This is a genomic window from Bacillus sp. GM2 (assembly GCF_056155945.1).
Window position 1 is genome coordinate 488,111 of record NZ_JBRKSZ010000008.1, and the last position, 13,173, is coordinate 501,283.

Sequence of the window (13,173 nt, forward strand, 5' to 3'; positions counted from 1 at the left end):
GGTTTCTATTCATCATCATCTCTCGCCGTCAGCGGCAGGCGGATGATAAATTTTGTTCCTTTGTTTTTCTCGCTTTCAATCTCTACCGTGCCGTTGTGAAGGGAGACGAGCTGTCTGACGATCGACAGCCCCAGCCCGTATTCTCCGTAAGGTGTGTTTGTCCGTGATAAATCCGCTTTATAAAAACGATCCCAAATGTTTTCGATATCATTTTCATCAATGCCGATTCCGGTATCCTCTACTTCGATCACCGTCTCCTTGTAGTCTTCCCGGCCTCTCAGCCAAACGGTTCCGTTCGTTGTGAATTGAATGCTGTTCTTCGTAATATTGACGAGAATCTGGATGAGCCGGTCGTAATCGGCATTGACCATTACATGATCTTCCACATCGAGGATCAGCTGATTCTGTCTCTCCTCCGCCTGAAGCGCCAGCTGCTCTTTAATGATTTCAAACACTTCGATCAGCGGATAATGCAGCTTTTGCAATGTAATCTGGTTGGAGCGGATTTTTTCATAATCAAGGTTTTCGTTGACGAGGCGAATCAGCCTTTTTGTCTCCTCCGTGATCAGCTTCATACATTTATCCTGCTGGTCTTCGGGTATCGTCTGGCTGTTCATCCCTTCCACTAAACCGCTGATCGTCGTCAGCGGCGTCTTCAGCTCATGTGAAACGTCAGTGATAAACTGCCTTCTCCGCTTTTCGAGCCGGTCGATTTCCTCGCTTGAGCTTTTTAGCTTGCGGGCCATAATGTTAAAGTCGTCGCCCAAATCACCGATTTCATCCTTATTGCGGTTTTCGATATGGATGTCATAATCCCCGGCCGCGACTTTTTTCGTGGCGTCGCGGAGCTTCTGAATGCGGGCGACATGGAATTTCGACGTCAGCCAGCTTAAGAGAATAGCGACTAAGATGACACCCGCCGCCGTAAAGAGCATAAAGCGGTTCATGTCGCTGATCATTTCTTCGGTCCCGCTGATCGGAGCGGTCAGCAGAATGCCTCCCTGAAATTCATTGTTGACGATGTTGGGCAGAGCGACGACCGATACTTCCTCATTAAAACGGTTAAAGTCGGTTTTGACGACAACGGCCTTTCCATCTTTAAGCTCTTTCCATTCTTCATCACTGAGCAGCAGTTTTCGCGGCCGCAAATCGGCCGGCGTCATCAAGATCTCTTTCTTTTCATTAAACAGAAAAAAGCTGATCTTCCTGCTTCGCAAAATTTCCTCAAACGGCTTCATAATGGCCGGCGCTCCTTTCGGCCGCATCTCCATTTCGCCCATGATGCGGTAGCCGTAGGAAGACAGCTCATCGACTTTGCTCTCGTATGCAAAGTCTTTGGCAAAGTGTGAAAACAGCGCCCCCGTGATGAGAAAAGCCAAGACTAATATACTGATGTGACTGGCCAGCAGCTGATAGAGATACTTAATCTTCATCGAACTTGTACCCTACTCCCCATACGGTGTAAAGAAACGGCCGCGAGTCGCTGCCAAGCTTTTTTCTCAGCCGTTTAATATGAACATCCACAGTCCGCTCGTCTCCGTAGAATTGGTATCCCCAAACCTGCTCAAGCAGCTGCTCCCTTGAAAAAACCTGTTTCGGGCTTTGCACCAAGTAATACAATAAATCGAACTCCTTAGGCGTCAAATTTTGAATTTGAACGCCGTCCAAAAACACTTCTCTCGTTTTTTTATTGATTTTAAAATGTTCCGTTTCAAGCGTGTCGCTGTCAGCGGAATCCTGCCGGCCGGCGTTTTGATATCTCCGGCTCACCGCTTTGATTCTCGCCACAAGCGCCAAAGGGCTGAACGGCTTGGTCACATAATCATCAGCCCCGAGCTCAAAACCGAGCACCTGGTCTGATTCCGTATCCTTTGCCGTCAGCATAATAATCGGAACCGTGCTCTCTTCTCTGACCTTTTTGCAGATCGTGACCCCATCCATCGACGGCAGCATGATATCGATGATCAGCAAATCCCAATCACCTGATTTAAAACGGTTATATCCTTCGAGTCCGTCATGGACGAACTCTGTTTCAAATCCTTCTTTTGCAAAAAACATCTCTGTCATAGTACATACGCTTAAATTATCTTCAATCATTAATATTTTCATCGTAAAAGTGCCTCCGCTAGACAAACGTTAGATTCATTTTACATAGGGCCCAGCCATTTCTCAATTCCATTCTGAACATTTAAAGGTCTGGCAACAGTTTGGTCATAATTTATTCATAAGTAGCGGCTAAGATGAAATCAAGCATAAGGCAAAAGTCCTGCTGCCGTTAGATTTGGCAGCAATAATAAATGAAATAGATACGGAGGAATCACGCGTTATGAATTTTTTCAAACGAGCCTTTTGGAGCATGAAAGCGAAAAAAGGAAAAACACTTTTACAATTGTTTGTTTTCACGATGATTTGCGTGCTCGTGCTGACAGGAATTACGATCCAGTCGGCAGCCGTGAAATCGAGCGAACTGGCGAGGGAACAGCTTGGAGGCAGCGTCACGCTCAAAGTTGACAGGGAAAAAATGATGAAAGAACAGCAGGACTCAGGAGACCGGAAAAGGTTTGAATCGACCCCCGTTTCTCTCAAATCAGCCGAGAAACTTGCGAGCCTTTACCATGTCAAAAGCTATAACTTCATCTCCTCAACATCTGCTTTAGCGGACAACTTCGATCCGATCGAAAGCGGTGACGAGGATTCAACGGACTCAAACAGCGATCAGCCGGCCGGATCGGGCGGCAATGAACAGGGCGGCCGGCAAATGATGCAGGCTGACGTATCAATCGAAGGTGTGACAAGCACAGCCCTCGTCGACGAATTTGCCGACGGGACGTCCAAGATCACGGAAGGCCGTGCTTTAACAAAGGATGATGTGAATGAAAAAGTCGCCGTGATTGAAGAAACGCTTGCCGAAGAAAACGAGCTGAAGGTCGGCGATACGATCAAAGTCAAAGCGAGCAGCGATGAAGATGCAACGATCAATTTAAAAATCGTCGGAATCTATAAAACGACTTCATCCGGAGACAATCAAGCGCAAAACTTCGCCTTTTTAAACCCTTATAACAAAATCTATACACCATATACGGCGGCATCGGCCTTAAAAGGCGACGATTATCAAAACGCGATAGATGAAGCGGTCTACAATATGGACGACGCCTCCAACATCGACGCTTTCATTGCGGCTGCCAAGAAAACAGGCATTGATTTGGATACATTCACATTGGACGCCAATGACCAGTTGTACCAGCAGATGGTCGGCCCGATTGAAAATGTCGCCTCCTTCTCGAAAAATGTCGTCTATCTTGTCACGGTCGCCGGGGCGGTGATTCTCGGACTGATCGTCATGATGTCAATCAGGGAGAGAAAATACGAAATGGGTGTTCTGATGGCGATCGGCGAAAAACGCCGGAAACTCACCGGACAGTTTTTAACCGAAATCTTAATGATCGCAGTGCTTGCCATCGGGATCTCAGCATTAACCGGCAGCCTGATTGCAAAGCAAATCGGGAACCAGCTCTTGAGCCAGCAAATCGAACAAACGTCAGCTAGCCAGTCTGCAGGCGGAATGATGGGCCCAGGCGGCGGAGGCTTCTTCGGACAAAGTACTGCTCAAGTCTCAGCCATTGATCAGCTCGACATTCAAGTATCCTTCGGGAACTTAATGGCACTTGGCGGAATCGGCCTTTTAATTGCGATGTTCGCGACACTCCTTCCGTCCATATCTGTTTTAAGGCTCCATCCGAAAACGATTTTAACAAAACAAGAATAGAAAGAAGTGAAGATTATGGGCAGTATTTTAGAATTTCAGAATGTCGGCTATTGGTATAAAAATCAGGATCAGCCTCTATTCGAGGATATCAGCATTCAATTCAGCCAAGGACTCTTATATACGATTGTCGGGACTTCCGGTTCCGGCAAAACCACCTTTTTATCGTTGGCGGGCGGACTTGACGCGCCAAAAGAGGGGAACATCCTCTACAAAGGAGAAAACATTTCAAAAATCGGACTGACCAGCTTCCGCAATCAATATGTATCGATCGTTTTTCAGTCCTATAACCTGCTGCCGTATATGACGGCTCTCCAAAATATCACGTCGGCCATGGAAATCACCGGATCTCAGGTCAAAAACAAGGAACAATACGCTTTGGAGATGCTCGAAAAGGTCGGCATCGGCGAAAAGCAGGCCAGACAGAAAGTATTGACATTAAGCGGCGGCCAGCAGCAGCGTGTCTCCATCATCAGAGCGTTCTGCTGTGACACGGATTTAATCGTCGCCGATGAACCGACAGGCAACTTGGATGAAGATACATCAAAAGACATCGTCCGGCTCTTTCAAAACCTTGCCCACCAAGAAAACAAATGCGTCATCATGGTCACCCATGATGAACAGATCGCAAAGGTATCCGATGTCAACATCACGCTTTCAAGGGGCGGCTTTACCGTCAAAAAACGCATATCAGCAGGATAAGGGGAGCGGCATGAGCCGTTCCCCTTCTTTTATTATGAAGCAAATGCTTCTGCAGCAGCAGCCAAATAATACGAGAGGCCTGTTTGCTGATTTTCAAGCATTCCGCGATGAAAATCGTCTTCGATAAAGAAGCGTGTCTGGGACTGAAAATCGTCGGGCGTAATTCCCAAAAACTTGAGGTGCCGTTTAATTGCAGTCTTCACTTGTTCATGGTCGTGTTTGACTCCGTCTCTGAGCGCTTCGGCCATTCCATTCATAAAACGGGCCGCCTCTTCAGCTTTTTCATTCATTTCTTCCGCTATGACTGGTTCTCCTTTCAGCAAATCGACATCATACGCCTCCTTCAAATAGCGGTTTTGTTCAGCGAGCGCATCCTCCCATTCCCTGCTGCTTGAAAACCCTTTGAACATGCTTGATTGATCCATTGCTTCTCCTTTCCCGGCCTGCTGAATCGAAAGATCGATCGTAGAAATAAGCTGTTTAATTCTGTCCAAACGGGCAGTGAAAAGACGTTTCTGCTCAGACAAAATCGTCAGTCGATCAGCTTTGCCGTCCAGTATTTGCTTAATTGCCTTGAGCGGAAATTCGAGCTCCCGATAAAACAAGATGTGCTGCAGCCGTTCCAGCTCTTTTACCCCGTAAAGGCGATAGCCGGCATCCGTCACTTCTGCGGGGCATAGAAGGCCGATTTTATGATAGTGGTACAGCGTTTTGATCGTGATATTCGCCAAGCGAGCCACTTCTTTTACCGTATAGAGCATCAAACCTCACCTCGTCTGTCATGTTAAAGGGTGCCCTAAGGGCGGGGTCAATCCATTACATGGCCTTTTTTTTATTTTTTTTCATTTTCACATAAGTGACTATGCAAATAAAAGCGGGAAGGATCACCTGCATCGGCAAATGGACATATAATGGAACAAACTCGATTCCTTCTTTAACATGCTCTGAAATATTGCTGGCAATGGAGACGGACAAAATCAAAATAATAATGCCGATGACATGAACAACTTTGGAGGGGTTTTTAAGCTTGAATAAAACGGTCACGCCTTCGGTTACGGCATACATGAAAATGCTCATCTTAAAAAAAACGCCAATCACCAGCACGAGCATGAAAAATACATCAAGCCTGACCAAGAATTCGGCGACTTGAATCGTCTGGATCGTACTCAGCAATGGGAAGCGCGACCGCATATTGAGATCGACGCCAAGCACGCTGATGTTCAATGCGACATTAAAAGCCAGGATGAGGCCGCTGATGGCAATTCCCAACAACCCGGCTTTTTTCGCTAGTTTCTTTTCCTTTAAATACGGCAGGATCAATGTAAAGGCGATAATTTCTCCAAACGGAAAATACAGCGTTTGCGTGAACACGGCATGAAACATCGGACCGGGTCCGTTTCCAAGAATGGGCAAAAGCTCTTTCGGTTTGATCATTCCTGACGAAACTATCAGGATAAGGCCTGTGACAGCAAGCCAAAACATGATGCCAAACAACAGCTCGCCTGAACGGGCAAGGACCTCGATTCCCTTCCTCACAGTAAAAATACAAACTGCAATCAACAATCCATTAGCGAAGATAATCGGCGTGTTCGGATAAGCAGATGTCAGCAGCATTTCTCCAAAATCGCGCAAAACCCTTGCCGCAATGTAACAATAATAAACAATGTAGATAAATGTCATGCTCCAGCCAACCGGTTTTCCAAAAATATTCATCAGCGTTTTATAGGGAGAGGCGTCGGGATTCACCTGGTAGAAAAAGTGGTGCATCATAAACAAAGCCAGCCCTCCGACTGTTCCGAACAAGATCGCGATCCAGGCGTCCTGTTCTGCAGATTGCCCTGGAAAAATCAGCAGAGAGCTGCTGAGTTCAAACAGAACAATCAGCACGAACAGCTGTGCAGCACTGATTTTTGCTTTCTCCATTTAAAGCCCTCCTCTCTCTTTCATTCAAGAACGCCCTTCACGATGATTCAAATGTTCGGGTTGTTCCTTAAACCTGTTCTTCGTACATATGCATTAACCGTAATGTCGACATCTGTGTCAGGAAAATACCGATTGCTCCACTCGCCCTCCATCTTTTTCCACGCTTCGGGGTGGGTGCGATACACAACATCACCGAATTGCAGAACATCCGTCTTGTTCCGCTTAACAATGTCAATCGTATTCTGCAATTCATTTTTCAGTTCCTTTGCCACCTTCCTTTCGATGTCGCTCAGCACTTTTGGATCATCCAGGTGAATCGGTACAGTTGTTTCGCCGATGTCCCCTTCCATGTCGACGTCAACCGAAATCGCCGGTTTGCCGTTTTTCAGGTGAGATCCGATTTTTGTTTTTTGGCGGATGACTTCAAATGTGACGGCATCTCTCTCATGATTCATTGGAATTGTCAAATACGTTCTGCTGATTTTATTGCGCAGCCATAAAACGCCTCTCGCCGTTTTGCCTTCAAGCCAATTGACGAGCTTTCCCTCTTTAATGACCGCCAAGCCGTCCGCTTCGACTATTGCCTCAGGAGATGTAGACTGCACGTTTTCCATTTTTTCACCCTTTTCCTTATTTCCGGTTACTTTAAAAGAAGAAATAATCGGGTGCTTTGCCTTCGAAGTCAAGCATTTGATGACATCCTGGACGCTCGTTTTCATATTTTCTCCTAAATGCTTTTCAGTAAATTGCAGCGTTTTGTTTACTTTATTTGACGGGATCTTATCGATCGCAGTCAGCGTCCGGATAAATGTTTTCGCTTTTTGGCCGCGGGAAATAATAATCGTCGCCGTTGTACGAAAATCGGTGTCCCGGTCAAGAACATCAAGAATTTTAATCAAGCCTTCTTCCTTGGCGAGTTTTTCGTCAACAACCAACAAGTTGGTGTTGGAGTAATAAATCTCGCGCGACATTTTTGCTGACGCATGTCTGCTCATTTCCGTCAGATTGTTTCCCGTCACAGAATAGCTCGAAATCGGCGGCCTGTCTCCTCCCTGTCCGCCTTGAAGGCCTCCTGTCACATTGATCGGGTTGACGATTTGAAAGCTTAATTCGTATTCAGTATCTTTTCCTTTATCAATACCAACAGCAGTGATCAGCAGCAGATCCGTCAGTTCTCTTTTATCCCAGCACCCTTGAAGAAGGACAGTGGCGGCAAGCAGGAGTACAATCTTAACGCTTCGTCTCATTTTGATCACCATCTTCTTGTTTTGTCTTCATATCGCCTGACTCCGGCGGTTCGGGTTTCTGGTACTCTCCTTGACGCACCTTATTGTCGTTGCCGATCAGTTCAGGCCGCTTCTCATGTGTCCACAAAGGCAAGCGAACGATGGCGTCGCCCCAATTTTTCAAAATAAACGGCGCAAAAGGAGTCATATACGGAACACCGAAGGAACGCAGGCTGCATAAATGGACAAACATGATGATCAGTCCAAGAATAATGCCGTAAAAACCTGTCGTCGCCGCGGCTAATATGAAGAAAAACCGGACGAGCCTGGCGGAAATCGCCATGGCGAAAGAAGGTGTAGCAAAACTTGAAATCGCTGTGATCGCTACAATGATGACCATCGCCGGCGACACAATCCCGGCCTGAACGGCCGCCTGCCCAATGACGATCGCTCCCACAATCGAAACGGCTGAACCTATCGCTTTCGGAAGGCGGATTCCAGCCTCCCGCAAAATTTCAAACGAAATTTCCATGATCAGGGCTTCCACCACAGCCGGGAACGGAACGATTTCACGCTGCGCGGCAATTACGATCAAAAGCTCCGTCGGGATCATTTCCTGGTGAAACGTCGTCGCACCGACATAGACGGCAGGCGCAATCAGCGAAATAAAAAAGATCAATACGCGTAAAAAGCGGATAAACGTCGCAATGTCAAAGCGTGAATAGTAATCTTCAACAGATTGAAAAAATTGAATAAAAACGGCAGGGACAAGCAGAACAAACGGTGTACCGTCAACAAAAATGGCGATTCTTCCTTCAAGCAGGTTTCCTGCGACCATATCCGGCCTTTCAGTATGATATACCGTCGGAAAAGTCGTAAATACGGCGTCTTCAATAAACTGTTCAATATAACCCGATTCAAGGATGCTGTCGATCTCAATGCTTTCCATCCTTTTTTTGACTTCTTTCACCGTTTTCGGGTCGCATACCCCATTGATATACATGATCGCTACATCGGTTTTTGTGACGCTTCCCATCGTCGTTTTTTCAACCCATAGATTCGGGTTTTTAATAATTCTGCGCACCAAAGAAATATTCGTGTCGAGCGATTCGATAAATCCTTCACGTGAACCGCGGAATGCCTGCTGATTCTCAGGCTCCTTGATCGAGCGTTTTTCACCGCCTTTCGTGGTCGTAATAACCGCTTTTGCCGTCCCCTCGGCCAAAATGATCGTATTTCCTGCCATCAAAGATTCGAGCACTTTGTCCAATCGCTTTTCTTTTTCGACACCGCCCAGGGCAACGGCATCACTTGCAATCGTCTCAAGAACCTCCCTGCCGTACTCCTTTTTCGCCAATTCTTCGGAGTTCATGATCGATTCCAGCAAAAAATCGTGAATCGCTTTATCATCTGTAATGCCGCCGACATAAACGACGGCTATTTCAATTTTTTCGCCAGCGCCCGTTTTTAACTTACGGATGACAATATCGGAGCTGTTTCCGGTCATTTCTTTAATCAGGCTCAGGTTTTCGGCAAGCAAGGGACGCACAAACCCAGACAACTTTACGGTTTCCGGGTATTTATCTCCGCTCATTAGAGATTCTTGTTTGTTATCTTTTTGATGACGACCTTTAAAAAAGAATGGCATGGCTGTCAGATTCCCCTTTTCGTTTTTCATATTTTTCCTTGCGCAAGCACATTTATACTATTCCCGGGTGAATAGTGCTTTATGAAAGGAGAAAAAATAACGGGGAACGGAGAGTGGTGCAAAGTTGAAATTAATCGGAATCGGGCTTTTATTATTAGCTTCCTTAGAGGCTTTTGCCGTCATGCTGGATGTATTTCAAGGCATGACCTTGCAAAGAGCCATTGTAAACTCCCTGACGTTTGCCACCCTGGAAGTGGGCGAGTGGATCATCATCCTTTTATTTTTGTTTATCATTTTTCTCGAAGCCTCGGAAAGCTTTCGCAAAAAGAGAAAAAGGACATAAAAGGCTCCCTGTCCAAAGGGAGCTTAAACTTCGATATTTCCATTGACTGTATCTGTTTGGTGGGAATGGATCATTCCTTTGACAATCGTATTGCCGATGATGAGCGTTTGCCTTGACGTATTGGTTTGAATGGCCGTTACTCTTGCTTCCGTATTGCTTCGAAGCGTGTTGTTGAGGATCGCCGAGTCCGACGATTGGTCAAGATAAATGAGGACAGCCGGCAAGGACGGCCTGCTGAGCGTTATCGTATTGCCGATAACCTCGTGTGTTCCGCGGGTGAGAAACACCGTGACGATCAGCGGTGAATCTTCAATATAGTTTCCGATAATTTTTGTATGCTGATTTGTCGAGCTGTATATTGGAAAGTTTCTGAAGCGTGTGATGGTGTTTTGTTGAATAACTGCCGAAGCTGTGTTTGTGACGGATACAGCATATGACTCCGGCACCGTTTGAAAGCCGTTCGGCGAAATAAAGTTTCCTTCTATTACAGCATTTCCTTGAGATATCCATATGCCTCTGGAAAATTGCTTAATGACGTTATGCTTGATTTGGACGTCGTTCCCTGTGCTCCTGACAGCAAGAACGACATTTGCAATTTGATTGCCGGAACATGTTACATTGTCTGATTGCGTGATGCTGAAAGCGGTGCCGGACCTTTGTTCAGGTACGTCGTTTTCAATATAATTTCCTTCAATGAAGACTTGCGACGCTTGATAAGCAAGAATTCCGGCATTTACAAAATCACGGATTTTATTCCCCGCAGCAAAAACGCTTTTTCCGCGGATATCTATGCCTGTCGTAAAACCGGAAATCAAATTTCCCTTTATTACGGCATCGCTTCTTTCTTCCAAAGCCCCTACACCGAGGCCGTTAATTCCAGTGCTCTGCCCGGTGAATTCGGGATTTTTCTTGATGATATTGTTTGCAATCGTCGTCCCCGTTCCATAGCCGTATGAAATGGTACCGTCTGCAACATTGCCTTCGATGATGACAGAAGTACCGTTGAAGTTGGAAACGGCATGATTGACATTGCCTTTTAACACGTTGTTTCTGATGATGACATTGACGGGTTCTTCATAGACGATGCTTCCTTCACTATAGCCTTCTATATCAATGCCAAAGCAAGGAGCGGTTCCGTTTCCTGTTCCCGCATCTGCAATTTCGCATCCTTCTACAAGAACATTGTCGCACCCTGTGATGGACAAGTTATTTCTTCTGGAGCGCCTGATATCGCAATTGGTTACCTGAATACGCTCTGACGGTCTATACCCTTCTCCTCCGTTGCTGATAATGATTCCGTCTCCTGTAAAATCGGCTATTCTCACGTTTTCAATGACGACATTTGACGCCCCTTCGATGCAAATTCCGAATCCCCATTCATGGGTCGGCCTCGGGGCCGGTGTATATGTGTGTTCATCTCTTTCACCAATGATGCTGCCTCCGGATATTTTTATATCGGATGTTCCGCCTATATAAAAAGCAGCGTATCCCCATGAACTGTTCGGCTTTACCTTGATGACAGCCTCCGCGTCCATCAAAATTTCAATATTGCCGGGAACATTGATGCCGGCGCCGCGAAACGGAGCCCGCGGGTCGCCGTTTTTCGTCCCGTCAATCATGTACGTGCCGTTCGGTATCCACACCGTGTTGTATCCCATCGACTTTGTCCATGCCAAACATTCGTTGATCGCATTTGTGGAGTCTGTTTTGCCGTCGCCGACAGCGCCGAACTTTGTCGCGTCAACCACTGTCATTCTCATTTCATCAGGTTGCTGCTGCACGCTGTTTTCAGCCTCCTTTTGTAAAACGGTTTGCTTTATATATATGCCAATCTAGTAAAATCCGCTTGTACATAAATAGATAAAATTTTATTAAAAAATCTTTCAATCCAAATTTTCTCCCAAAATTTTTTTCTATCCGCTTGTAAAGCGCTTCACAACTTGTGGCATCATCGATCAAAAATTCAAATCGATTGAAGGTGTATTGACACGAACATTATATAAGAATATGATTTTTATAATAGACATAGAAAGAGAAGGAGTATTGCGAATGTCAAACCATCAAAAAGAAACTTTTCAAAACATTCCGCAAAAGGGGTTTTTTGGACATCCCCGCGGACTCTTCACCTTATTCTTCACTGAATTTTGGGAGCGCTTTTCATACTACGGCATGAGAGCCATCCTTATCTATTATTTGTATACAGAGGTGACAAAAGGCGGCCTCGGGTTTGATCAAACGACAGCGAACTCGATTATGGCCGTATATGGTTCCCTCGTCTATATGTCCGGCATTATCGGGGGCTGGATAGCGGACAGGCTCCTCGGAACTGCAAACACCGTGTTTTACGGCGGCGTGCTCATTATGTTCGGACACATTCTTTTGTCATTCCCGGGAAGCGTCCCCGCTTTCTTCATCAGCATGTTCTTGATCATCATTGGGACAGGCCTTTTAAAACCTAACGTATCAAGCGTTGTCGGCGATTTGTACAGCCCTGAAGACACCCGCCGCGATTCTGGTTTCAGCATCTTCTATATGGGAATCAACCTTGGCGGATTTCTCGCGCCGATTATCGTCGGCACAGTCGGTCAGACATACAACTACCATCTCGGCTTCAGCCTTGCTGCCATCGGCATGTTGTTCGGACTGCTGACCTATTTAGCGACGCGGAAGAAAAACCTCGGATCTGCCGGAAGAACGGTGCCGAATCCGCTGACACCCGCTGAAAGAAAAATGGTGTTCGGACGGATTGGAATCGGTGTTTTGGTGATTGCTGCCATCTTTGGCTATTCCGCCTTTATGGGCTGGATGACAATCGAGCTGTTTACGATGATCGTCAGCTGTCTCGGTATTTTGATCCCGCTGATTTATTTCATCGTCATGTTTAAAAGCTCCAAAACGACGAGTGATGAACGTTCCCGTCTCACAGCTTACATTCCGCTGTTTGTCGCATCGATGATGTTTTGGGCGATTCAGGAACAAGGCGCCAATATTTTAGCCACCTATGCAGATAAACGCACTCATTTGGAATTTTTAGGTGTCCAATTGCACTCTTCTTGGTTCCAGTCGCTGAATCCGTTGTTCATCGTTGTGCTTGCACCGGTTTTCGCATGGATTTGGATGAGGCTCGGAAACCGTCAGCCGTCAACGCCGACGAAGTTTTCACTCGGGTTGATTTTAGCCGGACTGTCATTTGTCGTCATGATTTTCCCTGCTTACATCAACGGCACTGAATCGCTTGCCAATCCAATGTGGCTTGTGCTCAGCTTCCTGATCGTCGTTCTCGGGGAATTGTGCTTGTCTCCAGTCGGGTTATCCGCAACGTCAAAGCTGGCTCCTGCTGCTTTCTCAGCGCAGACGATGAGTCTATGGTTCCTGTCAAACGCTTCTGCACAGGCCATCAACGCACAGATCGTCAGATTTTACAGCGTTGATACCGAGATCGCCTACTTCGGCATCATCGGCGGTGTATCCATCCTGCTCGGGATCATTTTGATGCTGCTGTCACCGAAAATTCAGAAATTTATGAAGGGTGTTAATTAAAAAGCAATAGGCTGATACTCCTTTTCTT

The 13,173-nt window shown here is 46.3% G+C and carries 10 protein-coding genes and 1 pseudogene; 4 read left to right on the plus strand and 7 right to left on the minus strand.

The genetic code is table 11. The annotated features are described in order from the left end of the window. Positions 1–5 precede the first annotated feature (5 nt). Complete coding sequence (locus tag ACVC9U_RS17235) at positions 6–1,433, minus strand: sensor histidine kinase (RefSeq protein ID WP_009330185.1); 1,428 nt, start codon at positions 1,431–1,433, stop codon at positions 6–8. Beyond that, a complete protein-coding gene (locus ACVC9U_RS17240; RefSeq protein WP_003178929.1) occupies positions 1,423–2,109 on the minus strand; it encodes a response regulator transcription factor in 687 nt (228 codons plus the stop codon). Before ACVC9U_RS17240 ends, ACVC9U_RS17235 begins: the two co-directional genes overlap by 11 nt. A 217-nt stretch (positions 2,110–2,326) precedes the next feature. On the opposite strand from ACVC9U_RS17240, the gene ACVC9U_RS17245 reads away from it, so the two are divergent. Beyond that, positions 2,327–3,766, plus strand: a complete 1,440-nt coding sequence (locus tag ACVC9U_RS17245; RefSeq protein ID WP_017473981.1) for an ABC transporter permease — start codon at positions 2,327–2,329, stop codon at positions 3,764–3,766. Between the two features lie 15 nt (positions 3,767–3,781). After that, the gene (locus ACVC9U_RS17250; protein WP_003178925.1) at positions 3,782–4,465 is read left to right on the plus strand and encodes an ABC transporter ATP-binding protein; all 684 of its coding nucleotides are present in this window, start codon (positions 3,782–3,784) and stop codon (positions 4,463–4,465) included. A gap of 32 nt (positions 4,466–4,497) precedes the next feature. Here ACVC9U_RS17250 and ACVC9U_RS17255 read toward each other — a convergent pair whose 3' ends face one another. The 4 genes and pseudogenes from ACVC9U_RS17255 to ACVC9U_RS17270 form a co-directional block, all read right to left on the minus strand. Next, complete coding sequence (locus tag ACVC9U_RS17255) at positions 4,498–5,226, minus strand: MerR family transcriptional regulator (RefSeq protein ID WP_009330188.1); 729 nt, start codon at positions 5,224–5,226, stop codon at positions 4,498–4,500. 55 nt (positions 5,227–5,281) lie between these two features. After that, positions 5,282–6,388 carry a GerAB/ArcD/ProY family transporter gene (locus ACVC9U_RS17260; RefSeq protein WP_017473982.1) on the minus strand — a complete coding sequence of 369 codons (1,107 nt, stop codon included), beginning with the start codon at positions 6,386–6,388 and terminating at the stop codon, positions 5,282–5,284. A 24-nt stretch (positions 6,389–6,412) separates the two neighbouring features. Beyond that, a pseudogene (locus ACVC9U_RS17265) lies at positions 6,413–7,635 on the minus strand (Ger(x)C family spore germination protein). Next, the gene (locus ACVC9U_RS17270; RefSeq protein ID WP_441391627.1) at positions 7,619–9,262 is read right to left on the minus strand and encodes a spore germination protein; all 1,644 of its coding nucleotides are present in this window, start codon (positions 9,260–9,262) and stop codon (positions 7,619–7,621) included. The pseudogene ACVC9U_RS17265 and the gene ACVC9U_RS17270 overlap by 17 nt, the downstream one beginning before the upstream one ends. 124 nt (positions 9,263–9,386) lie before the next feature. Between ACVC9U_RS17270 and ACVC9U_RS17275 the strand changes: the two genes are divergently transcribed. After that, a complete protein-coding gene (locus tag ACVC9U_RS17275) occupies positions 9,387–9,605 on the plus strand; it encodes a YczF family membrane protein (RefSeq protein WP_017473985.1) in 219 nt (72 codons plus the stop codon). Positions 9,606–9,628: 23 nt separating this feature from the next. Here ACVC9U_RS17275 and ACVC9U_RS17280 read toward each other — a convergent pair whose 3' ends face one another. Next, on the minus strand, positions 9,629–11,365 hold the full coding sequence (locus ACVC9U_RS17280) for a right-handed parallel beta-helix repeat-containing protein (RefSeq protein WP_441391629.1): 1,737 nt from the start codon (positions 11,363–11,365) through the stop codon (positions 9,629–9,631). A gap of 289 nt (positions 11,366–11,654) precedes the next feature. Here ACVC9U_RS17280 and ACVC9U_RS17285 point away from each other — a divergent pair, with 289 nt between their 5' ends. Further along, on the plus strand, positions 11,655–13,145 hold the full coding sequence (locus tag ACVC9U_RS17285) for a peptide MFS transporter (protein WP_016886090.1): 1,491 nt from the start codon (positions 11,655–11,657) through the stop codon (positions 13,143–13,145). Positions 13,146–13,173 lie beyond the last annotated feature (28 nt).